23 protein-coding genes, 1 tRNA gene and 1 pseudogene are annotated in these 21,942 nt (G+C 60.9%); 11 read left to right on the top strand and 14 right to left on the bottom strand.

The features are described from left to right. Nucleotide 1 precedes the first annotated feature (1 nt). On the bottom strand, nucleotides 2-1,138 hold the full coding sequence (metX, locus tag D1224_RS09510; protein ID WP_119379958.1) for a homoserine O-acetyltransferase MetX: 1,137 nt from the start codon (nucleotides 1,136-1,138) through the stop codon (nucleotides 2-4). Between the two features lie 125 nt (nucleotides 1,139-1,263). Here metX and hisC point away from each other — a divergent pair, with 125 nt between their 5' ends. From hisC to D1224_RS09495, 3 genes are all read left to right on the top strand, one after another. After that, complete coding sequence (gene hisC / locus D1224_RS09505) at nucleotides 1,264-2,340, top strand: histidinol-phosphate transaminase (protein ID WP_119379640.1); 1,077 nt, start codon at nucleotides 1,264-1,266, stop codon at nucleotides 2,338-2,340. 3 nt (nucleotides 2,341-2,343) lie between these two features. Beyond that, a complete protein-coding gene (locus D1224_RS09500) occupies nucleotides 2,344-3,282 on the top strand; it encodes a prephenate/arogenate dehydrogenase family protein (protein WP_119379639.1) in 939 nt (312 codons plus the stop codon). A 94-nt stretch (nucleotides 3,283-3,376) separates the two neighbouring features. Continuing rightward, nucleotides 3,377-3,859, top strand: coding sequence for a CC0125/CC1285 family lipoprotein (locus D1224_RS09495; RefSeq protein ID WP_119379638.1), 483 nt, complete (start codon nucleotides 3,377-3,379; stop codon nucleotides 3,857-3,859). 15 nt (nucleotides 3,860-3,874) lie between these two features. Here the strand turns inward: D1224_RS09495 and D1224_RS09490 are convergent, their stop codons facing one another. After that, nucleotides 3,875-4,591, bottom strand: a complete 717-nt coding sequence (locus D1224_RS09490; RefSeq protein WP_119379637.1) for an SDR family NAD(P)-dependent oxidoreductase — start codon at nucleotides 4,589-4,591, stop codon at nucleotides 3,875-3,877. A gap of 279 nt (nucleotides 4,592-4,870) precedes the next feature. After that, a tRNA-Leu gene (locus D1224_RS09485) sits at nucleotides 4,871-4,957 on the bottom strand. Between the two features lie 138 nt (nucleotides 4,958-5,095). Between D1224_RS09485 and D1224_RS09480 the strand changes: the two genes are divergently transcribed. Together D1224_RS09480 and D1224_RS09475 are read left to right on the top strand one after the other, a co-directional pair. Then, entirely contained in the window at nucleotides 5,096-5,647 is a 552-nt protein-coding gene (locus tag D1224_RS09480) for an exopolysaccharide biosynthesis protein (RefSeq protein ID WP_233350468.1), read from the top strand. Nucleotides 5,648-5,748: 101 nt separating this feature from the next. After that, entirely contained in the window at nucleotides 5,749-6,285 is a 537-nt protein-coding gene (locus D1224_RS09475; protein ID WP_119379636.1) for a disulfide bond formation protein B, read from the top strand. Here the strand turns inward: D1224_RS09475 and D1224_RS09470 are convergent. Next, nucleotides 6,282-6,740 carry a DUF3429 domain-containing protein gene (locus D1224_RS09470; protein ID WP_119379635.1) on the bottom strand — a complete coding sequence of 153 codons (459 nt, stop codon included), beginning with the start codon at nucleotides 6,738-6,740 and terminating at the stop codon, nucleotides 6,282-6,284. The two genes, D1224_RS09475 and D1224_RS09470, sit on opposite strands and share 4 nt — an antisense overlap. Before the next feature lie 135 nt (nucleotides 6,741-6,875). Between D1224_RS09470 and D1224_RS09465 the strand changes: the two genes are divergently transcribed. The 3 genes from D1224_RS09465 to lpdA all read left to right on the top strand — a co-directional run bounded on the left by D1224_RS09465 (nucleotide 6,876) and on the right by lpdA (nucleotide 9,468). Beyond that, complete coding sequence (locus D1224_RS09465; protein ID WP_119379634.1) at nucleotides 6,876-7,517, top strand: hypothetical protein; 642 nt, start codon at nucleotides 6,876-6,878, stop codon at nucleotides 7,515-7,517. Between the two features lie 92 nt (nucleotides 7,518-7,609). Beyond that, complete coding sequence (locus tag D1224_RS09460; RefSeq protein WP_119379633.1) at nucleotides 7,610-7,975, top strand: hypothetical protein; 366 nt, start codon at nucleotides 7,610-7,612, stop codon at nucleotides 7,973-7,975. 89 nt (nucleotides 7,976-8,064) lie between these two features. Continuing rightward, nucleotides 8,065-9,468 carry a dihydrolipoyl dehydrogenase gene (gene lpdA / locus D1224_RS09455; protein WP_119379632.1) on the top strand — a complete coding sequence of 468 codons (1,404 nt, stop codon included), beginning with the start codon at nucleotides 8,065-8,067 and terminating at the stop codon, nucleotides 9,466-9,468. 21 nt (nucleotides 9,469-9,489) lie between these two features. Here the strand turns inward: lpdA and D1224_RS09450 are convergent, their stop codons facing one another. The 5 genes from D1224_RS09450 to D1224_RS09430 all read right to left on the bottom strand — a co-directional run bounded on the left by D1224_RS09450 (nucleotide 9,490) and on the right by D1224_RS09430 (nucleotide 13,939). After that, the gene (locus D1224_RS09450; RefSeq protein WP_119379631.1) at nucleotides 9,490-10,419 is read right to left on the bottom strand and encodes a hypothetical protein; all 930 of its coding nucleotides are present in this window, start codon (nucleotides 10,417-10,419) and stop codon (nucleotides 9,490-9,492) included. Between the two features lie 233 nt (nucleotides 10,420-10,652). Next, nucleotides 10,653-11,144 (bottom strand): 30S ribosomal protein S16, encoded by a 492-nt coding sequence (gene rpsP, locus D1224_RS16845; RefSeq protein WP_119379630.1) that lies wholly within the window; start codon nucleotides 11,142-11,144, stop codon nucleotides 10,653-10,655. 244 nt (nucleotides 11,145-11,388) lie between these two features. Beyond that, on the bottom strand, nucleotides 11,389-11,679 hold the full coding sequence (locus D1224_RS09440; RefSeq protein WP_119379629.1) for a chorismate mutase: 291 nt from the start codon (nucleotides 11,677-11,679) through the stop codon (nucleotides 11,389-11,391). Next, entirely contained in the window at nucleotides 11,676-13,136 is a 1,461-nt protein-coding gene (ffh, locus tag D1224_RS09435; RefSeq protein ID WP_119379628.1) for a signal recognition particle protein, read from the bottom strand. The genes D1224_RS09440 and ffh overlap by 4 nt, the downstream gene beginning before the upstream one ends. A 203-nt stretch (nucleotides 13,137-13,339) precedes the next feature. Beyond that, nucleotides 13,340-13,939, bottom strand: a complete 600-nt coding sequence (locus D1224_RS09430; RefSeq protein ID WP_119379627.1) for a GNAT family N-acetyltransferase — start codon at nucleotides 13,937-13,939, stop codon at nucleotides 13,340-13,342. A gap of 219 nt (nucleotides 13,940-14,158) precedes the next feature. Here D1224_RS09430 and D1224_RS09425 point away from each other — a divergent pair, with 219 nt between their 5' ends. Then, nucleotides 14,159-15,082 (top strand): hydrogen peroxide-inducible genes activator, encoded by a 924-nt coding sequence (locus D1224_RS09425; RefSeq protein ID WP_119379626.1) that lies wholly within the window; start codon nucleotides 14,159-14,161, stop codon nucleotides 15,080-15,082. Here the strand turns inward: D1224_RS09425 and D1224_RS09420 are convergent. Beyond that, complete coding sequence (locus D1224_RS09420) at nucleotides 15,079-16,449, bottom strand: dicarboxylate/amino acid:cation symporter (RefSeq protein WP_119379625.1); 1,371 nt, start codon at nucleotides 16,447-16,449, stop codon at nucleotides 15,079-15,081. The two genes, D1224_RS09425 and D1224_RS09420, sit on opposite strands and share 4 nt — an antisense overlap. Before the next feature lie 129 nt (nucleotides 16,450-16,578). Here D1224_RS09420 and D1224_RS09415 point away from each other — a divergent pair, with 129 nt between their 5' ends. Continuing rightward, the gene (locus tag D1224_RS09415; protein WP_119379624.1) at nucleotides 16,579-18,387 is read left to right on the top strand and encodes an ArnT family glycosyltransferase; all 1,809 of its coding nucleotides are present in this window, start codon (nucleotides 16,579-16,581) and stop codon (nucleotides 18,385-18,387) included. Nucleotides 18,388-18,390: 3 nt separating this feature from the next. Here D1224_RS09415 and D1224_RS09410 read toward each other — a convergent pair whose 3' ends face one another. From D1224_RS09410 to D1224_RS09395, 4 genes and pseudogenes are all read right to left on the bottom strand, one after another. Then, nucleotides 18,391-18,753 (bottom strand): hypothetical protein, encoded by a 363-nt coding sequence (locus D1224_RS09410; protein ID WP_119379623.1) that lies wholly within the window; start codon nucleotides 18,751-18,753, stop codon nucleotides 18,391-18,393. Nucleotides 18,754-18,804: 51 nt separating this feature from the next. Continuing rightward, nucleotides 18,805-20,481, bottom strand: coding sequence for a formate--tetrahydrofolate ligase (locus tag D1224_RS09405; RefSeq protein ID WP_119379622.1), 1,677 nt, complete (start codon nucleotides 20,479-20,481; stop codon nucleotides 18,805-18,807). Between the two features lie 125 nt (nucleotides 20,482-20,606). After that, nucleotides 20,607-20,826 (bottom strand): annotated as a pseudogene (locus tag D1224_RS09400) (hypothetical protein). Nucleotides 20,827-20,947: 121 nt separating this feature from the next. Continuing rightward, on the bottom strand, nucleotides 20,948-21,415 hold the full coding sequence (locus D1224_RS09395; RefSeq protein WP_119379620.1) for a phage tail protein: 468 nt from the start codon (nucleotides 21,413-21,415) through the stop codon (nucleotides 20,948-20,950). Nucleotides 21,416-21,578: 163 nt separating this feature from the next. On the opposite strand from D1224_RS09395, the gene D1224_RS09390 reads away from it, so the two are divergent. Continuing rightward, nucleotides 21,579-21,935: a hypothetical protein gene (locus D1224_RS09390; RefSeq protein WP_119379619.1), complete on the top strand. Its 357-nt coding sequence runs from the start codon at nucleotides 21,579-21,581 to the stop codon at nucleotides 21,933-21,935. The last annotated feature ends 7 nt before the right edge of the window (nucleotides 21,936-21,942 follow it).

Here is a 21,942-nt window from a genome sequence, read left to right as displayed (position 1 = left end):
ACTAGATACCCCTAAGCTCAGCACTCGACGACAGGAAGCCCGCAAGCGCCCTCTCATAGATCGGCTCCTTGAGCAGGAAGGCGTCATGGCCCTTGTCGGACTGGATATCGAGATAGCTGACCTCAGCACCCGCCGCGATCAGCGCGCGCGTAATCTCGCGGTTTGCCTCTGGCGGATAGTGCCAGTCGGACGAGAAGGAAAAGACGCAGAAGCGGACCGGCGTGTCCCTGAAGACATCAGCAAGTCGACCCTCGCTGCGCGATGACAGGTCGAAATAGTCCATCGCTCGCGTGACATAGAGGTACGAATTGGCATCGAACCGGTCGACGAAGGAATGCCCCTGGTAACGCAGATAGGATTCGACCTGGAAATCGGCGTCGAAGCTGAAGCTGGTTTTCTCCCGGTCCTGCAGGCCGCGGTCGAACTTCCGCTTCAACGCACCCTCGGATACATAGGTGATGTGCGCTGCCATGCGCGCGATGGCGAGCCCGCGCGAGGGACGCTTGCCTTGCGCGAGATAGTTTCCCTCGCACCAGTCGGGATCGGCCATGATGGCCTGACGACCGACTTCGTAGAAGGCAATATTCTGCGCGGAATGGCGGGCCGAGGTCGCAATCGGCACGGACGTAAAGACCTGGCCGGGCGCCTGCGCGGCCCATTCCAGCGCCTGCATGCCCCCCATCGATCCACCGATCACGGAAAACAGGCTGTCGATGCCAAGCGCGGCTATAAAAGCGCGCTGGGCACGAACCATGTCGCCAATCGTGATGACCGGAAAACGGGTCCCATAAGGTTTGCCGTCTGGCGCATTTGAAGCAGGCCCTGTTGTGCCCATGCAGCCACCCAGCACATTGGTCGCGATGACATGATAGCGGTCTGTGTCGATAGCCAGACCTGGCCCGATGACGCGCGGCCACCAGGCAGGGCGGCCGGTGAGGGGGTTGGGCGATGCTGCAAACTGGTCACCTGTCAGCGCGTGGCAGATCAGGATGACATTCGACCGGTTCGCGTTCGGCTCCCCCCAGCTTTCATAGGCGATCTCGACATGATCAAGCGTTTCGCCGCAATCGAGCTTCAGGGGCTCTGGCAAAGTGAGCACGCGCAAGGCGCTGGTCTGTGGCGGGGCGTTGTCCGGCATGGCGCCTGAGGTGTCGGCAGGATGCGCCTCTGTCAAGCACGATTGGCGCGGTCATTCACAGGCTTTCACTTGATTTTCGGCCCATCCTTGGCCACGAGGTTCAGCTTGAAACAGGGAGCTCTCTCATGACCGGGCCAAAGCCACTTTCGAACATTCTAGCAATTACGCCTTACAAGGGTGGCCAGAAGCTCGACCATGGCTGGAAATTGTCCTCGAACGAGAATCCGCTTGGCTGCAGCGATAAGGCTGTCGAGGCCCTAACCAAGGCGGCGCAGCACCTTGAGCTCTATCCGGACGGCTCAGCATTTGCGCTTCGTCAGGCCATCGGTGCGAAATTCGATATCAACCCGGACTGCATTGTTTGCGGCGCAGGCTCCGATGAGATTTTCCAGCTCCTAGGCCGCGCCTATCTTCAGCCGGGCGATGAGGTCCTGCAATCGGCGCACGGCTTCCTCGTCTACAGCCTCGTGGCACAGCAGGCTGGCGCCAAACTTGTCAGCGCGCCTGAAAAGGACCTGCGCACCGACGTCGACGCCATGCTGGAACGGGTAACCGACAAGACGAAGATCGTCTTCCTCGCCAATCCGAACAATCCGACGGGCAGCTATATCCCTTATAGCGAAGTGAAACGCCTGCACGCTGGCCTGCGAGAGGACATCCTGCTGGTGCTGGACGGCGCCTATGCCGAATACGTCAAGCAGGACGACTATGACGATGGCATGGAGATGGCGCGCGACTATTCTAACGTGCTGGTCACGCGAACCTTTTCCAAGATTCACGGCCTTGCAGGGCTTCGACTTGGCTGGGCTTATGGCCCGGAAAACATCATTGATGCGGTCCACCGCGTACGTGGGCCATTCAATGTGACGTCGGTTGCGCAGGCCGCCTGTCTTGCCGCGCTCAATGATGACGCGTTCGTTGCAAAATCGGTCGAGCACAATAATAGCGAACTGGACCGCCTGAAGCCGGCTTTGGAAGAGCTGGGCTTCAGGGTTTTCCCGAGTGTCGCGAACTTCCTTCTTATCGATTTCGGCAGCGAGAAGCGCGCCGAGGAAGCCGACATCTTCCTGCGCTCGAAAGGCATCGTCATCCGCGACATGAGGGCTTACGGCCTGCCGCACTGCATGCGCCTTTCTATCGGCACCAAGGAAGCCAATGATGACGTGCTCACTGCCTTCAACGACTTCTCGAAGGCCAGCTAGGTAATGATAGGACCCGTCTTCGACCGGATTGCCATTATCGGGGCCGGACTGATCGGGTCTTCGATCGCTCTGGCTGCCCGCGAGAACGGTGCCGCAGGCAAGATTGCGATCTACGACGCGGATGAAGAGGTGCGCCGACGTGCGCGCCAGCTCGGTCTTGGCGAGGTCTGCGAGACGGCAGCCAACGCGTGCGCCGACGCTGACTGCGTCATTCTTTGCGTACCGGTGGGCGCGATTGAGGCGGCCTGTGAGGCGCTCGCCCCGTCAATGAAGCCCGGTGCCATCCTTAGCGATGTCGGCTCTGTGAAGGAAAAGGCCCTTGCCGCCATGCAGACGCACTGTTCCGAAGGCGTGCATCTTATTCCTGGTCACCCGATCGCAGGTACGGAAAAATCAGGGCCGGAAGCCGGTTTCTCGACGCTGTTCCGGGATGCCTGGTACATCCTGACCCCGCTGCCGCAGCAGGAAGAAGCCTACAACTCCGCGCTCGACCGCCTCGCCGCGTTCTGGGAAATGCTCGGCTCGAAAGTGGAAATCATGGAAGCAGGCCGCCACGACCGCGTCCTGGCTATCACCTCCCACCTGCCGCACCTTATCGCCTACAATATCGTCTCGACCGCCTATGACATGGAAAGCGTCGGCGAGGGCGAGGTCGTGAAGTATTCCGCAGGTGGTTTCCGCGACTTCACCCGGATTGCCGCCTCGGACCCAACCATGTGGCGTGACGTCTTCCTGAACAATCGTGAGGCGGTGCTTGAAACACTCGGTCGCTTCAGTGAGGATCTCGCCGCCCTCCAACGCGCGATCCGTTGGGGTGATGGCGACACGCTCATGAAGGAGTTTGAGCGCGCCCGAGGCATCCGCAAGGCCATCATCGACGCCGGACAGGACACGTCTGACGTCAATTTCGGTCGGAACATGTCTGACAAGCCAAAACACTAGCGCTGCAGCACGCGCCGGGGAACTTTCGCTTTGCGGGACGTTCATTCTGTCAGAGGGCCAAGCTAGACTGGCCTCCTGAAAGGCAGGATTTCACATGAAAACGATTTATGTCGCAGCCGGTATCGCTGCGCTCTTTCTCGGCGCATGCACCACGGCGCAGCCGTATGGCCCGGCCACATCAGCCAGCGCACAAGGCTTTACTGTCCAGCCGATTGAGTCTGACCGCTACCGCGTCAGCTACACCGCCCTGTCGCCTCAAGAAGCGCGCAGCTATGTGCTGCGCCGGGCCGCAGAAGTGACGCTGGAGAACAATGCCGACTGGTTCCGCATCGTCGGCGGCTATGTCGATACTGATGAGAGCCGTCGCTCACGCTCATCACTTTCCATTGGCGGCGGCAGCTCATCTGGCCGCTATGGCTCTGGCGTCGGTGTAGGCGTTGGCATTGGCGTGCCGCTCGGTGGCTCAAGCGCCAGAACAACTGAAAGCATCGAGATCCTGGTTGGGCGGGGGCCGCGCCCAGACACACCGCAGGCCTATAATGCCCGCTCCGTTCTGGAAAACACGCCTATCCAGTAGTACTCGACAGCCCCGTCAGGGCTGGATGGCCTCCCCCTGCCAGTCGAAGACCTTCCCCGTGTCGGAAGGTGTGAGCTTGCCGATCACGTCGAGCAAGTACCCCGCAGACTGTTGCGGGGTGAAAAGCTGCTTGTCGGGCACATTGCCCTGAAAAGGTTTCGAGAGGCCAGTGTCCACGGTGCCCGGGTGCAGGCCAACGCAAATGCTTTCTTCCGATTTGCGGGTCCACTCAATGGCGAAGTTGCGGATCAGCATGTTGAGCGCAGCCTTCGATGACCGATAGGCATGCCAGCCGCCGAAGCCATTGTCCCCGATAGACCCGACCCGCGCCGAGAGCGCCGCAAACACGGCCCGTTCCCCGCGCGGCATCAATGGCAGGAAATGTTTCGCTACCAGGCCGGGACCGAACGTGTTGAGCCGGAAGACCTGCTCATAAGCTTCCATGGACTGGTGGCGCCAGGTCTTCTCCGGCTGCAGCGCGTCGCCATCCGACAGGATACCGGCGGCAATGATGCATAGTTCGACCGGACCATCTTCCTTCAGGCGCTCAGCCGCCGCCTTGATGCTCTCCTCATCGAGGATGTCGATCTTGCCCGGCGTGACACTGTCAGGCCAGTCGCCGCCGCCTGAACGGGAGAGCGCGTGGATCGCCTGGAACCAGCCACGTTCATGCAACTCCTCGACGAGCGCGCGGCCGATACCGCCCGTGGCTCCAATGATAACAGCTGACATGTGCGGCTCCGTTCTGATTTAAATGGAGAGCTAGGCCATGCAGCGCGGGAGAAAATGGGAATTGAGGTCGCAGCCTCTGACGCGGCTTTGAGGGTAGCCCAGCAGCCTTAAGCCCTGCTCATGTAAGGCGCGAAGCACCGATACGGGGTCAGAACCAACACGCCCCTGCCGGGGCATTCATTACGTAAAATCAGTCCACTGGGTCGGCGGCTGCCGCCGCATTCTCCGCCTTAAATCGATCCACTGGGTCGATTGATCGCTGGCGCGACCGGCTACGAATGGTGCCCCGGGCCGGACTTGAACCGGCACTCTGTTGCCAGAAACGGATTTTGAATCCGTCGCGTCTACCAATTCCACCACCGGGGCCGGGCTGGATTGCGTGCATCGCTCTGCCTCAAGCTCTTCGCGGCGTCAATCATCTCGACCAGTGCAACAAAGCGCGCTAACAGCCGCCACATGACGCAAGCGCTTTCTCCCCGGACTTTCCTGCAATCGATCGAGTCGATGTCCCAAGAGGCACCTGAGGATGGCTTTTCGCTTCGTGAGATTTTTGACCGGTTGCATGAGCGCGCTTTCGGGGCTGCGCTCTTCATTCTGGCCCTCCCCTGCTGCATCCCGTTTCTCTATGGGGTGCCACAGATCGTGTCGCTGCCGATGATGGTGCTGGCCGCGCAGATGGCGATGGGCCGGCGCGAGCCCTGGTTGCCCGAGAAATTCGCGAGCCGGAAGATCGACAAGAAGGGCCTGACCCGCACGGCAAATGGCGGTCGCAAATGGTTTGGCTGGCTGGAAAAAATTGCCCGCCCTCGCCTCACTTTCCTGATGGCACCAGTCGGAGAACGCGTCATCGGCTTCTTCCTCGTTCTTTTCTGCGCTTCCATCCTCGTGCCCCTTCCTTCGACCAATACGGTGCCTGGCATTGGCGTTGCCATCGTTGCCTTCGGCCTGATGGCGCGTGACGGAATCCTCGTAATTCTGGGCTCGATCATCGGCACCGCCTGGATCGCAACGCTGTTCGCCCTCGTCGCGCTCGGCGTCAGAACGGTCAGCGGCTAGGACACCTCAACTGCATCTGCGCGCGATGTCGCATTGCGGGCACGTGCACGGGGCTCCATTCTGGTTTTCGCACAAGACCCCTCTGGCGAACGGCACAGATTATGGACGCGGCACTTTCCCCACTCCTTCGCACCTGGCGCTGGCCGGTCATCGCACTTGTGATCTCGCTCACCATGCTGGCCACAGCGCACGCATTCGAGCGTCTTGCTTTCCTGCTGCCGTGCCAGCTCTGTCTGCGCCAGCGCGAGGTTTACTGGGCTGCCGCCGCCATGGCGGTGACGGGGATCATTCTCTGGAATATCCGCAACAATCGGCGCTTCCTCGTTGCCTTCAACGTTATGCTGGGCCTGGTCTTCACCACTGGCGCCGTCGTCGCCGCCTATCATGCTGGCGTCGAGTGGAGCTGGTGGCCCGCCCCATCCGGCTGCACAGGCGAGGCGGTCGACGTCATGGCGCTTTCGCTCGACGGCCTGAATGATCGGACAGCCATCGCGTCATGTACCGACGCGCCTTGGCGGATGCTTGGCCTCTCCATGGCCGGCTGGAACGCCCTCGTCTCGCTCGGCCTTGCTGCGACAAGCTTTGTCGCTGCCGGCCTGGCTTTCCCGCGCAGCTATGGCGAGCTGGAGCCTGCCTAGAACAAGAAGCGCTGGACGCCCCACGCAGCGATCAGCGACGCGATGACAACAAGACTTACGCCCAGCCGCAACGGCTTGAAGCTGGACGGCACTTCGGCTGAGCGCAAATCCCAGAGCAGCTGCAACGCGAACAGCCCGGCATAGGCAAGAAACCAGATAGGCCCCGGCGCCAAGATAATCGCGGGTGGCAGGATGGCCCAACCTGCAAGACACGGGCAGACAGACAGCACGAATGAGCCGGGCTTTGGGTCACGGCTCGTGAGCGCCAGTCCCCATCTGATGCCGCCAAGGAACGACAGGATCACCGCGCTATAGGTCTGCAGCCAAAGCGCTGCGGTCGAATTGGTCGGTGCATCTAGAAGCGCCATGGCGACTGCCAGGCCTATAAATGGAATAGCGCCCGTGGCTGTCAGCAGGAAGACGGTCTTTTCCGGAAAGCGTGCCTGTTCAGTCATACCCGCCAATATGAGACGTCGCGCGCGCGTGACGAGGGGCGCGCCGGAAATTGTGAAGAGAAGCTTTCGAACCTGTCGCCAATTCGAACGCCAAATTCATGCAGCATCAATCGCGCCCGGGTTATTCAAAACCCCATGTCACGCCGCCTCATCTCCTTTCTGATTGCGCTCATAGCAATCTTCTTTGCCTTCGCCTGCCTGACGGCGATCAGGTGGCCCAGCATCATGATGGTGCTGATCATGTTCTTTCATCCTGACCCATCCTTGGGGCTGGAAAGCGTAAACTGGCGTGAGCTCGGTTTTGTCTATGGTGCGCCCTATTTCCTGGGATCGCTCTGCTTCTATGCGTCGGCCGCTTCGCTGGCGCGCCGTCAGGGCAGCCTTCTATGGTATGGAATGGGCTGCGCGGCGGTTTCGCCGAGCCTGCTGATGTTACACTTCTCCGGCCCATGGTGGATGGACCCAAGCGGACCGCAAGGCATTTTGGCGGGCGGCGCGGCCATTCTCCTCATGCTCGGTGCTGCCGTATTCCTGCTGGATAGCGAGCGCCAAAACGGCCCGCGTATCGTGGCCGCTGCGGGTGAGAACGGCCAGCAGGGTGTGCATCTCTCCCGTGAACAATTCGAGCAGCTCGTGGCGCAGCGAAGTGCCGCTGAAAAGCTCGAAGCCGCCGCACCAGTACGCCGCCGGGGACCCGTCCCAGCCGCAATTGCGCGCCAGCGTGCCCAGTTCGCAGCGGACGGCCGCCGCATGCTCGCCCGTCAGGGACGCCTCTAGTCTTCCGTCAAGATGATCAGCCACCGCCCTTGGCGCTGGCCCGCCCGCCCGCTATGTGGCAGGCAGGATGGCAGGCTTCGGGGAGGAAGATCATGCTGGTCAGACGGATTGCCGGTTTCGCGGGTGCGGCTGTTTCAGCCTGGATGCTCTGGGAAACCATTACCCCGATCATGCGGCAGATATCGCTCGGCAGTGACCTTGCGACGGAACTACTGAACCCGCCCGTTTCCCTGCTGCGCATCGTGTCGACAGCCCTCCTCATTATTGGCGGTCTGCTCGCCCTCGGTGCTGTTCGCGGTGCAGCGTGGGTGTTTTCGGCTGGCGCCCTGGTATTCGCGCTTATGACAGGCGCAATGATCGGACTTGGCGCCGACTATACCGTCTGGGCAGACGAGGCCATTCTTGCCCCATTCCTGCTCGTCATCTGCGGCGTTCTTCTTTTCTGCCCGCGCAAGTGAGCCTTGCGCTGAGGGCACATTGATTTCGCCTCACCAGTGCTTAGGTTCGCGGGCAGGCAAACCTTGTTCATACTTACAGGCAAATTCCCATGTCAGACACTTACGACGTAGTCATTATCGGCGGTGGTCCGGGCGGCTATAACTGTGCGATCCGCTGCGGCCAGCTCGGCCTGAAGACTGCCATTATCGACAAGCGCGGCGTGCTTGGCGGCACCTGCCTGAACGTCGGCTGCATTCCTTCCAAGGCGCTTCTGCACGGCTCCGAACTCTTCGCCGCTGCAAAGAATGACTTTGCCGGCCTCGGCATCAAGATGTCCGGCCTGGAGCTCGATCTCGACCAGATGATGAGCCAGAAGACCGACGCAGTGAATGGCCTGACCCAAGGCGTCGAATTCCTGATGAAGAAGAACAAGGTCGACTACGTCAAAGGCTTTGGCCGCATCAAGGAAAAGGGGGTCGTCGAGGTCGACGGCGAAGATGGCGAGCAGAAGACGCTGAACGCGAAGAACATCGTAATCGCAACTGGCTCTGTGCCGTCGTCCCTGCCCAACATCGAGATTGATGAAGAGCGCGTCGTCACCAATGAAGGCGCGATTGCGCTGAAAGAAGTGCCGGAAAAACTGATCGTGATCGGCGCAGGCATTATCGGGCTGGAGCTTGGCTCGGTCTGGTCGCGTCTCGGGGCGAGCGTCACCGTCGTTGAATATCTCGACCGCATCATGCCGGGTGCCGACGATGAGATCGCAAAGGAAGCCCAACGCGTCTTCAAGAAGCAGGGCCTTGAGTTCCGCCTCGGCCAGAAGGTCACTGGCGTTGAGCGTATCGACGACCAGGTAAAACTGTTCATGGAGCCCGCTTCAGGCGGCGAACAGGAAACCCTCGAAGCCAATGCGATCATCGTTGCTGTCGGGCGCCGTCCCTACACGGAAGGCCTCGGCCTCGAAGCTGTAGGCGGCAAGACCGACAAGCGCGGCGTCATCGAAACGACCGACCACTTCAAGGTCTCCGACGGCGTCTGGGCGATTGGCGACTGCATCCACGGGCCGATGCTGGCCCACAAGGCCGAAGATGACGGCGCGGCGGTTGCGGAGCTCATCGCTGGCAAGGCCGGTCATGTCGATTACGACCTTGTCCCGAGCGTCGTCTACACCAATCCGGAGATCGCCTGGGTTGGCAAGACCGAAGCCCAACTCAAAGAGGCCGGGATCGAATACAAGAAGGGCAAATTCCCTTTCCAGGCCAACTCACGCGCCCGCACCAATCATGAGACGACCGGTTTCGTGAAGATCCTCGCCGATGCCAAAACAGACCGCATTCTTGGTGCGCACATGATGGGCGTCGGTGTCGGTGAAATGATCCATGAAATCTGTATCGCCATGGAGTTTGGCGCCGCGTCCGAAGACGTCGCCCGCACCTGCCACGCCCACCCGACCATGTCCGAAGCCGTCCGTCAGGCCGCCATGGGCGTTGAAGGGTGGACGATGCAGATGTAGCGCGAACCGGGGTTTGACCGCTTAGATAGCGTACTCGGCAGTGTCGAAGGTAATCCCGCTCTTGTTCAGCGTGAAACAGTGCGGGAAAACCGAAGGCGCGTCGGTGTCGATGGGGGCGATCTTCTTCAACACGCGCGCCAGTGCGACCTTCGCGGGCCATGAGAGGCTTGGCCGTGGTTCGAGTGTTGCCTGATATCCGAAACGCTTTCGCAACCAGGCGTTGGCAAAAATGGTATTCGCTCGGGCAATCCCAACCGGCGTCATGTATTCAAACGAGAGGGAAACGTTCATGTCGTCGCCATTTTCGACGCGATGTGGTGCATTCTGCTCCCAGCTCACCATCTGACCCGGCTCCAGGTCTACGACCGAAGCTCCGGCATCAAGGTCTGCTGCGTACGGGATCTCTTCTTCGGTCTCGTGCGTGACGACCCCTTCAAGATCTACGGCGCGCACATACTTTTCCGTTCGAGGATAGACATAGATGCGCTTGTGTCCGCGCACGTGGAAGAGCATCACCTGGGCCACATCCAGATGGTAAAATACTCGCGCGTTAGGCGAAGAGATAATCAGGCCAAGGTCGGGCTTGATGGGACGGAATCCGCGCATGGCCGTCTTCATTTCTGACAGGATGGATTGGCTTAATTGACCAATTTCATCATCCTTCGAATTGGCGGCTCTGAGATTCAGCCAGACGCGCCCTTCCTTGACCATCGAAAGCAGCTCGCCTGCCGGAAGATCTCCAAGTCGCCCACGGCGCCACGTGTCTGGCGTATCGCCCATCGCGTAGACGCCAATATCCTCTCGAGGATAACGGGTCAGCAGGGCTTCCAGACCGGCGTCCGAAAATAGCTGCAGCTTGTGAGCATTGTGTTGGTGGACCGTCGTTACGCGGCCGAACCTGGCACCATTCTCACCGGCAAACGCACCTTCGCAGAAGACCTGTGCAGCCATATTTTCCCCCGTCAAATTTCCTCATGCGACGACGCAGCTGTCGCTGACCAATTCGTTGGCACAGCGCCCGCCAAGGCGTCTGCGCCCTCGCTCTGTACCACTCCGTCTCAAAGGTCCGGTAAAGACTTGTCGGCAAATTCAATGCTTTGGGATGGCGAATAACTACTGACGTGGGCTGCAAAAAAAAGGCCGGGCATCTTTGCCCGGCCTGAATAACTGGCTGGTCTGGGAGACTAGCTGGTTTTCTCTTCTTCAGAAGCTTCTTCGGCCGGTGCTTCTTCAGCTTCGGCTTCGGCAGGGGCTTCTTCTTCAGCAGGTGCGTTCTTGGCTTCTTCAGCCGCGCGCTTTGCTTCTTCTTCAGCTTCCTTGCGGGCAGCTTCTTTCTCGGCTTTCTCTTCAAGGCGCTCTTTCGCCTTGGTGCCTGGCTCGCCCTTGTTCGGGTTGTTGCCGTGCTTCCACTCGACGATCGGCTTGCCGTCGACTTCAATCTGGCTCAGGAAGCGAGCGACGCGCTCGGTCGGCTGTGCACCCTTGCGGATCCAGTCAGCGGCCTTCTCACCGTCGATGTTGACGCGCTCTTCGGAGTCTTTCGGAAGACGTGGGTTATAGGTGCCCAGCTTCTCGATGTAGCGGCCGTCACGTGGGGCACGTGCGTCAGCGACAACGACCCGGTAGAATGGGCGCTTTTTGGAACCGCCGCGCGAAAGGCGAATTTTCAGAGCCATGGTGTATCTCCTTAAGTATCTTATGGCGTCTTCTGGATAGTGCTCGCGACTATTTGCTGGCCTTGGCCAGCAGCCGCTGCGCCTTCGCCTTGCTCGTGAGAGGCAAAACGCGGGCGTGTCTCTTTTCCGCCAGTCCCTGCGAAGGCAGGGACCCATGGTGCAACATCACGTGCAGCACCCCGGCGAAAAGGGGGTCTTTGGACACCTGCCTGCGCAGGTGTCTGCGGATAGGATGCGGTCATCATCATGACGAGGACCGGATTTTCTCGTGGTGGCGAATAACTTCGGCCACGATGAAATTGAGGAATTTTTCGGCGAAGGCCGGGTCGAGACCGCTTTCAGCAGCAAGGCTCTGCAGCCGCTCGATCTGACGCGCCTCGCGGGCCTTGTCGGCCGGCGGCATGTCGTTCTGCGCCTTCAGCACACCCACCTGCTGGGTCAGCTTGAAGCGTTCCGCCAGCGTGTGCAGCAGGATCGCGTCCATATTGTCGATACTGGCGCGCAGGCGCTCAAGGTCGTCGAGCGGAGAGGTCACTTTTTCTTACCCCCACCGAGGCCCGGAGGCAGCTGGCCGCCGCCAAGGCCGGGAAGGCCGCCCGGCATGCCTGCGCCCTGCCCCATCTTGGCGATGTCTTTCGGGCTGACGCCTGCGCCGCCAAGCGCGTTCATCATGCCCTTCATGCCGCCCTTCGACATCTTCTTCATCATGTCGGCCATCTGGCGGTGCATCTTCAGCACCTTGTTGACGTCGGACACTTCGACACCCGCACCTGCAGCGACCCGCTTGCGGCGCGATGCGTTGAGAAGGGCTGGCTTCTCGCGCTCTTTCCTCGTCATGGAGGAGATGATCGCCTCCTGACGCTTGATGACATTGTCATCGACATTGGCCGCAGCCATGGCCTGTTTGGCCTTCTTGGCGCCCGGCAGCATGCCCATGATGCCGCCAAGGCCGCCCATCTTCTGCATCTGCTTCAGCTGCTCGGCGAGGTCATTGAGGTCGAACTCCCCCTTGCGCATGCGCTTGGCCATGCGCTCGGCCTTTTCCTGGTCGAGCTGGTCGCCGGCGCGCTCAACGAGGGAGACGATATCGCCCTGGCCGAGGATGCGACCCGCGACGCGCTTGGCATCGAAGGCATCGAGGCCATCGAGCTTCTCACCCGTACCGAGGAATTTGATCGGTAGACCCGTGACCGCGCGCATGGAGAGCGCGGCGCCGCCGCGGCCATCGCCGTCCATACGCGTCAGCACAAGACCGGTCAGCGGCAGGCGCTCATGGAAGCGGCGAGCGGTTTCGACAGCGTCCTGACCCGTCAGCGCGTCGGCAACGAGCAGGGTTTCCTTCGGCTCGGCGATCTTTGCAATCTCGGCTGCCTCAGCCATCATCTGTTCATCGATGGAGGTCCGGCCTGCCGTATCGAGGAAGACAACGTCGTGACCACCAAGCTTGGCCGCCTGCAGGGCGCGGCGGGCAATCTCTGCCGGCATCTGGCCCTGAACGATCGGGAGCGAGGTGACATTCGCGCCGAGCTGGTCTGCCAGAACCGCAAGCTGCTCCATGGCTGCCGGACGGCGAACGTCGAGCGAGGCGAGCAGGACTTTCTTCTTGTCGCGCTCTGAAAGGCGCTTGGCGATCTTCGCGGTCGTCGTCGTCTTACCAGAACCCTGAAGGCCCGCCATCATGATGACAGATGGTGGATTGTCGACGCGAAGGCGGGTTTCGGCATCCTCGCCGCCCAGCATTTCGACAAGACCGTCATGGACGATCTTGATGACCTGCTGGCCCGGCTTCACCGAACGGATGACTTCTTCGCCAACCGCGCGTTCTTTGACCTTGCTGATGAAGTCCTTGACCACTGGAAGCGCAACGTCCGCCTCCAGCAAGGCAACGCGGATTTCCCGCAGCGCAGCGGACACGTCCTTCTCGGACAGCGCACCGCGCCCCGTAAGTCCGTCGAATATACCGCCTAGGCGATCTGTCAGCGCGTCAAACATCGCGTCACTCCCTGCTTGCCTGTGACCTCACAGGTAAGCGCTCATTGATTTCGCGCAAAGCATGAGCTCTCCGCTGAGCGAAAAGTCGCCGGGCGGAGTCTTCGCCGGGCTCTGACCTGCAAGCAGGTACGGTCCCGGAAAAGTGCGCTTCATGTTGTGCGCTGGAATTTCAGCGCTCGCTAAACCACGACCGGCTGTGGAAATCAAGTATCAGAGTCGGCGTCGCGCTTTTCGATCTGCTCGCCAAGCATCGCCATCGAGTCGCGGATTTCATCGCTAACAAGCGAGAGAACGACAAGGTCTGCCCAGCTTCCATCGGCAAACCGCGTATGCTGGCGCAGGACACCTTCGCGTTTTGCGCCAATCTTCTCGACCGCGGCTATCGCCCGCTCATTCTTGAGGGACAGCCACCAGGCAACCCGTCGCGCGCGCCACTGATACGCCCTCTTCAGCATGAGATAGTGAATATGCTCGACAACGGCGCTGCCGCGGAGGGCGGGCTCGACCCAGTTATATCCGATACGCGTGCGCCGGTTCATCCTGTTGGGATTAAGAAAGGCCGACAGGCCTATAAGGCGATCATCTTCCTGGCGGATCGCTGCCATGACCTGCCCCGTGCCAAGCGTCGCCATCTTCAGGGAATGGTCGAAATAGGCATCGATGTTCGTGCCGGTCGAAATCACTGGCATCGAACTCCACATATGCTCGACCGCATTGCTGCGACTGAGCGCCGCGCGATGGCTCTCATTGAGCGGCTCGAGCCGGAGCGTCGCTGTGTGTAAACCTGGTGCACCAAGTTCCATGATAAGCCTTCAGTACTTGTCGCCGGACGTGGACAATCAGGCCAGAACGCCTAGGACTGAACATGTTATCTTCTTCCCCTATCGTACAGTGGAAAGCGAGCCGTGTCTCTACTCTGTGTCGACGACCGGAAACTACAGGGGACCTGGAATTGCGCAGGTTAGACGAGATTGCGCGCCGGCGCTTTTCGATCCATTTCAGTCAGGCCGAGGTGTAGAAAGATGCAGCTACCGACGCTGAGACAACTTCAGTTCCTCTGTGCGCTCGCCGATGAGCGCTCCTTCTCGCGTGCGGCTGATGTCTGCAATGTCACTCAGCCGACGCTGTCGTCCGCCATCAAGGAAGTCGAGACTTTGCTCGGCGTCCAGCTCGTCGAGCGTGAGGCACGAGGTGCGAGCCTGACCCCGGCAGGGGAAGAAGCCGTGGAACGCGCGCGGGTCATTATCTCAAGTGCGGCCGACCTCGTCACAGCTGCCCAGCAAGCGGGGGCCCCACTAAGCGGCCCCTTCCACCTTGGGGCCATCCCGACGCTCGCCCCCTATCTGCTGCCGCGCACCCTCGCTTCGCTGCGCGATGATCATCCCGAATTGAAGCTCTACCTGCGCGAAGATCAGACCGACCGGCTCCTTGATGGCCTTCGCAAACGCCAGCTGGACGCGGCGCTGATCGCCCTGCCCTGGCCGACACCAGGCATCGAAACCGAGATACTGGGCGAGGACGAATTCCTCTTCATCGGGCCGAAGGATCACAAGCTTTCCAGGGCCGAGCATCTGCGCCCCGAAGATCTTGCCAGCGAAGACCTGCTCCTTCTCGAAGACGGCCATTGCCTGCGCGACCATGCCGTTTCGATCTGTGCACTGAATTCGCCGCGGTCGGGCTCCGATATTGGTGCCACATCGCTCGCAACCCTGGTGCAGATGGTCGCCGGTGGGCTCGGCATCTCGCTCGTGCCGAGAATAGCGGCGGAGGCAGGTGTCGCAGCTGGCGCAGACGTCACCATCCGGCCATTTGAAACGCCTGTGATCGGTCGTCAGATCGGTATTGCATGGCGCGCTGGCAGTTCGCGAGAGGTCGATGCCCGGCTGATCGGCGACGTCGCCCGACGTGTCCTCGCCGGTTGCCAGGGCGAGACGTCAGCCCGCTAATTCAGCATCGTCTGATCGATTTCTGCCGTCGTGTTGTCCTCAGCGCGGAAGACCTCTTCATCGAGCTCGCCTTCCCACTTTGCGACAAGCGTGGACACGGCGAGATCGCCCGTGATGTTGGTCACTGTGCGCATCATGTCGAGCAGGCGGTCGAAGGCAAAGAGCGGCGCGAGAATGACGAACATCTGGTCCGGCGTCGCGCCGACAACGCCAAGCGTCGTCGTAGCGAGGAAAAGGCTGACCGATGGAATGCCCGCCGTGCCGATCGAGACCAGCGTCGCCATCACCGCCACCGTAAAGTACATGCCGATCGATACATCGATCCCGAGCGCTTGCGCTGCAAAAAGCGCGATCAGGCCCTGATAGAGCGCGGTCCCGTCCATATTGATGGTCGACCCAAGCGGAAGCACCGATGAGGCAACTGGCTTACCGACACCGAGGTTCTTCTCGGCGACACTCAACGTGACCGGCAGGGTCGCACTCGAAGATGAAGTGGAAAAAGCAACCAGCTGCGCATCCGTGATCCCGCGGAAGAACGGGATCAGCGGCAGCTTGCCAACGACCTTGATCAGGAAGCCATGCGTCAGAAGCATGTGAAGGGCGCAGGCGATGTAGAGCGCGAGCGTCATGAGCGCGAGCGAAGAGACCACGCTGAAACCCTGGTCCGCCATGACCCACGCCATAAGCGCGGCAACACCGAAAGGCGCCGTCTCCATAACGATCAGGGTCAGCTTCAGGATGGCTTCTGCGCCCGCATCGAAGACCTTTGCGACAGGCCGGCCAGCCTCACCCGCCATCAGGATGCCGATGCCGAACATGATCGCAAAGAAGATGATCGGCAGCACATCGCCCGCCGCCATCGAGGCGACGATATTCGTCGGAACAATGGACAGGATGGTGCGCATGATCGACTCGTAGACACCGACAGTTTCAAGCGCGCCGCCACCCTCAAGTCGCTCCTGCGTCTGGGCAATCTGCTCTGGTGAAATGGAGGAAAGGTCATAGCCCACACCCGGCTGGAAGATCGTGCCCATGAGCAGACCGAGCGTCACCGCGACCAGCGTCGTGAACATGTAAATGCCGATGGTGCGCCCACCGAGGCTGCCAAGCTTCTTCGGATCGCCGAGCGCCAGCACGCCGGACACCAGCGTCAGGAAGATAAGCGGAACGACCAGCATGCGGATCAGATTGAGGAACAGATCGCCTAACGGCTTGAAGATCGCAGCGATTTCTCTCGATTGCGCGATGCCGTCTTCGGTGCCCATGGAGGAGATCATGCCGTAACGGACCGCCGCGCCGATCGCGAGGCCAATGGCAAGGCCGATCATTACGCGTTTCCAGAGATCAATCCGAAACCAGGCTTTCATGGGCAGGCCCCTCTTCCTCAACAGCAGGCGGCAACCCTAGACCGCGCCGATACGGAAGCAAAGCCCGCTTTCGAGCAGACAGCACTTGCCCGTTTCAAGCCTGTCCAATTGGCGCTACAAGCACGCGACATGACTTGGATTGATCGCCTTTCGACCGGCTGGAAAGCCTGGCTTATGCTGTTCGCGCTGACCATGACGGCGGCTGCGCCGGGTGTGTTTAACCTGCCCGCACTCGACCGCGATGAGAGCCGCTTTGCGCAGGCCTCCAAACAATATCTTGAGACCGGCGACTATATCGCGATCCGCTATCAGGATGAGTTCCGCAACAAGAAACCGGCTGGCATCCACTGGCTTCAGGCAGGCTCTACCGCCGCTTTTGGCGAGGGCGAGAACCTCGATATCTGGACCTACCGCGTGCCAAGCTGGATTGGCGCAGGCCTGTCGGTGCTTGCGTGTTTCTGGTTGGGGATACCTGCAATCGGACGGCGAGCGGCCTTTATCGGGTCCGCGCTCTTTGGCTCCAGCCTGCTCCTGACGTCTGAAGCGCACATCTCAAAGACCGACGGTGTCCTTGTCTTCCTGATCACGCTGGCGATGGGATGTCTCATCCGGCTTTACCTGCGCAAGGATAATGACAAGCGACTGGCGCTCGCCTTCTGGATCATCCACGGCGCCGGCTTTCTCATCAAGGGCCCTGTCATCTCGCTCGTGGCCGGCATGGCCATCCTCGTTCTCTGGCTCTGGGACCGGCGCGACTATCAGTGGATGAAGTCGCTGGCCTGGTGGCCGGGTCCGCTGATCAGCGTGCTCATGGTTTTGCCATGGCTGATCATGATCCAGATCGCGACGCAGGGCACCTATGTCGAAGGCGCTGTCGGCAAGGATTTGAAGGACAAGCTCGTCTCGGCATCCGAAGGGCATGGCGGCCTGCCGGGCTATCACCTCATGCACCTTCCCGCCTGGTTCTTCCCGGGCATCCTGCTCTTTGTCCCCGCCATCGTTCTCTGCTGGCGTTACCTGCGCCACCGCACGCTTGAATCCTTTGGCGACGTGGACCGCGACGCGCTGAAATTCATCGTCGCCTGGGCGTTCACGACCTGGCTCTTCTTTGAGCTCCTGCTGACCAAGCTCAGCCATTACATCCTGCCCGCCTATCCGGCGTTTGGCCTTCTTTGCGGCTGGGCAGCGGTGAAACTGATGGAAGACGCCCGCGCGCCGGTCTCGCGCTATCTCTCCACCGCGCTCTTCCTGATCGGCGGCGTCGCGCTCGTGCTGTTCACCTCACCATGGGCAGTTGAACTTCTTCAGGCCGACAAGGCGGGCGACTTTCGCACTGTAAGCGAAGAGACCGTCATGGCGCAGTGGAAGGGCGCAAGCGACTTCCCGCTCTGGCTATGGGCACCGGGCGCATTGCTTGTCCTCTTGGCAGCGGGCGCGATGATCTTCCGCAAGGTCGGAATTGCGATTGCGGGCGGGGTTCTCGCCGCCCTGCTCCTTGGCTGGCAGGCGCGAATTTTTGTTCTACCGACACAGACCTGGATACAGGCAACTGAAACCGGCAAGCTCGCCCTCGCCGAAGTCTGCGGCATCCCCCGCAGCGATTGCGGCGACACCGAAGCGCCGGACCGCGTACTGGCGCTTGGTTATGCAGAGCCGTCTTATGTGCTGACCCTCGGCACGCAGAATTTGCATCCACCGGAAACGCCTACCGAATTGCCCGCCGACGACGCTGCCTATCCGGTCGTCTACCTCATCAATTTCGAGGATGAAGGCGCAGCTGCAGACTTCAAGGCTGTACAGAAATCCGCCGAAGACAGGGGTCGGTGCGAGACGCAGTCTGAGCCATATTACGCGCTCAATTACTCGAACAATGACCCGGTGGCGTTCATTGCGGTGAGGTTCGAGGCGAGCTGCGACGGCGCTCCTGCCGGAGAATGAGGCTCAGCCTTTCTTCTTCGGTCCGGCATAGCCTCTCTTGCGCTCATCGTCGCTTAAGCTCGCCCACCAGTCGGAATAGCTCGACTCCTGCGGCGCCTTCATCGTCTCGTCCGGCGCGCCGTCATCCCACCAGACCGGGCCGCGCTCACCAAGGGCTTCCTTGGCGGCGTTCACCTGCCTGCGGGCCGCTTTCAGCTTGGCCTCATTGTTCTGGACTTCCTTCACCTTGCGGCGGGCCGCCATGAGATTTGCGGTGAGCGCTTTCAGGCCCGCAGGCGTCAGGCGGGGGTCAGAGCGGCGCCAGAGCTTTCCGGCGGCAACGAAATAGCGCCCATCGGGCGTCTGGGGATAATCCTTGGAAGACATGGATTGGCCACTTGGGCGCGGGAGGCCGATCCGTCAAGGCGGCCTCAGCCGTCAGGACAGCCCTTCAATATTGCCATCCGCATCAAGCCCGATCGATTCCGCAGCCGGCACGCGCGGCAGGCCGGGCATGGTCATTATCTCTCCGCAGAGGGCGACGACGAAACCTGCGCCCGCCGAAAGACGCACATCTCGAACCGGCAGGACAAAGCTGCTCGGTGCGCCGCGCAGGTTTGGGTCAGCAGAAAAGCTGTTCTGCGTTTTCGCCATACAGACCGGCAGGTGGCCATAGCCATCGGCCTCCCACCGCTTCAGCCGCGCATGAACCGACGGATCGGCGGAGACCGCGCCTGCACCGTAGATCTCTGTGGCAATCGTTTCGATCTTGTCCATCAGGCCTAGCTCGTCGCGGTAGATCGGCGCGAAATTCGCCTCGCTTGAATCAGCGAGGGCGGCGACTTTCTCAGCGAGCTCGAGCGTGCCCTTGCTGCCGTCAGCCCAATGCGTGCAGACGACAGCTTCGGCGCCTTTGCCCGCCACGTATGCCCGGATCGCATCAATTTCGGCATCTGTATCGCCGTGGAAATGGTTGATGGCGACAATCACGGGCACGCCGAACTTACGCATATTGTCGATATGGCGGCCAAGGTTGGCGCATCCCTCAACGATAGCGTCCGGGTTCTCAATCGGCAGGTCCGCCAGCGTCACGCCGCCATTCAGCTTCAGCGCGCGGCAGGTCGCGACGACGACGATGGCAGACGGCGAGAGTCCGGCCTTGCGGCACTTGATGTTGAGGAATTTCTCCGCGCCGAGGTCTGCGCCAAAGCCCGCTTCGGTCACGACATAGTCGGCAAGCTTCAGCGCGGTCTTCGTTGCGATGACCGAGTTGCAGCCATGGGCGATATTGGCGAACGGCCCGCCATGGACGAAGGCGGGGTTGTTCTCCAGCGTCTGGACGAGATTGGGCTGCAGCGCATCGCGAAGCAGCGCCGTCATCGGCCGGTCCGCCTTGATGTCGCGGCAAAAGACCGGAGAGCGGTCGCGGCGATAGGCGACGATTATATTGCCGAGGCGCTTTTCGAGGTCTGCGAGGTCTTCCGCTAGGCAAAGGATCGCCATGACTTCTGAGGCGGCTGTAATGTCGAACCCAGCCTCTGCCGGAAAGCCATTGCCCGGCCCACCCAGAGAGGTCACGACCGAGCGAAGCGCCCGGTCATTCACGTCGAGGGCCCGGCGCCAGGTGATGCGGCGGGTGTCGATGCCGAGCTCATTGCCCCAGTGGATATGGTTGTCGATCATGGCCGACAGAAGGTTGTGTGCCGCGGTGATGGCGTGGAAATCGCCGGTAAAGTGGAGGTTCATTTCCTCCATCGGGACGACTTGCGCATAGCCGCCGCCGGCAGCCCCGCCCTTCATCCCGAAACACGGGCCGAGCGAGGCTTCACGGATACAGATCGCGGCTTTCCTGCCAATCGCATTGAGACCGTCGCCAAGCCCAACAGTCGTCGTCGTCTTGCCTTCGCCTGCGGGGGTCGGATTGATCGCGGTGACGAGGATCAGCTTGCCATCCGGGCGGCCCTCGAGAGAGCGGATAAACTCCCGCGAGACCTTGGCCTTGTCATGGCCATAGGGGATGAGGTCACCCGGCGGGATGGCGAGCTTTTCGCCAATTTCCTGAATGGGCCGCTTCTTTGCGGCGCGCGCAATTTCGATATCGCTCTTGTGGCTCATACGCTTTCAACGCCCTCCCCGGCTCGCGCCTCGGAATTAGGGCGCAGGGGCGCCGCGGCGATGCGCTGGACTGTTTTTGCTCTCCTATCAGAAGCTTCGCCGAGGGAAAGGGCAGATGCGGGCCTCTAGTGAGGCGTTTCCATTTTCGGCCGGGCGCGGCCCATCGTCCAGTTCGACTGGCCGCGCACCTTGGGGTTCGGGGCGCACCAGATTTCGCCAGTCGCGGTGATCATCGTCACCCAGATGAGGTTATGCTCCTGACCATAATCGATGACGCCGATAGCGAAGCCGTCGCCCTTGTCGGTCACCGTCATGGGGATGGGGGGGATTGAGCTGCGTGAACATGGGTCTCTTGCGCTTTCGTTCAGCAATCAAGGTTCAACACAACAGCGCGCGTTTTGGTTGCGGCCTCCACCGTTGATAGCGCCCGCAATTTAACCTCGATCATGCAGAGGGGCCGCCATGCCTATGGACGCGAGGGAAAGATGCCCTGGGTCACCACGCAGTGTTTGACAGCAAGGTAAGGCGGCATGTTTTCGCCCGTCGTGCTGTCACCCATGACATCGCCGCCGCCCTGATCGACCGGGACCGGATTGTTGGTGGAGTGGTTTTCCATGCCGCCCGTCTGCCCGATCTGGCGAAGCGAGAGCCCGGCGCCCTGGCCCGCCCCGATCATGGTGCGTCCGCGCAGGTCTGGCAGGGCGAACGTGGTGCGCCCGTCACCGCCATAGTAGGTGCCAATGAGAGAGAAGAGCGCGGTATTTTCATAGATCGGAAGCAGGCTCCCATCCGCCTCCATCGTCCCGCGCGGGCAGAAATTGAAGCCGACCGTGATAATTTCCCCCAGATACTCGTCCGGCCCGGCATGGGCGGTGGGTGCAGCGGTCATGGCGAGCGTCGTGAGCGCGGCGGCGGCGATGGTTGTTTTCAGCATGTGTGTCCCCTGTGGTCTGATCTGGGCGAGTTTATGCAGGCTGTAAGTCGCCGCAAGGGGGCTGGGCGGGGATTTGCCGACGCGTCAATCAACCGGACTTATGTAGCAAGCGCACCATCAACACGGCTACCGGATAGCGCCTGAATTTGCGACTCTACCGTCCATGCAGGACGAGACAATCATCAACGGGTTGAAGCAAAAGCGCGCTGAACTGGCAGGCCAGCTAGAGCGCGTCAGGAAAGACCTGGCCGCTATAGACGGGGCGCTCATCGCCTTCGGTTATCATGACGTGAAGCAGATACAGCCAAAGCGCACACGGCGCAGGCCGCCGCTGTTCAAGGCCGGAAAGCTTATGGCGCTGGTAGGTGAGGCAGAGCGCGCAGGATGCGCAGACAACGCCAGTGTCGCCGCTTGGATCATGAAAGAGCGGGATATGCAGCCAGAGCTATACCAGCGCGTCAGGGATAGCGTGAAGGACTGTAGGAAGCCGAAGCGGGTATGGAAAAAGCCCGCCGGTTAGGGCGGGC

This window comes from Henriciella barbarensis (assembly GCF_003576345.1).
Classification (GTDB): domain Bacteria; phylum Pseudomonadota; class Alphaproteobacteria; order Caulobacterales; family Hyphomonadaceae; genus Henriciella; species Henriciella barbarensis.
This window is presented reverse-complemented; position numbering and strand designations above follow the sequence as displayed.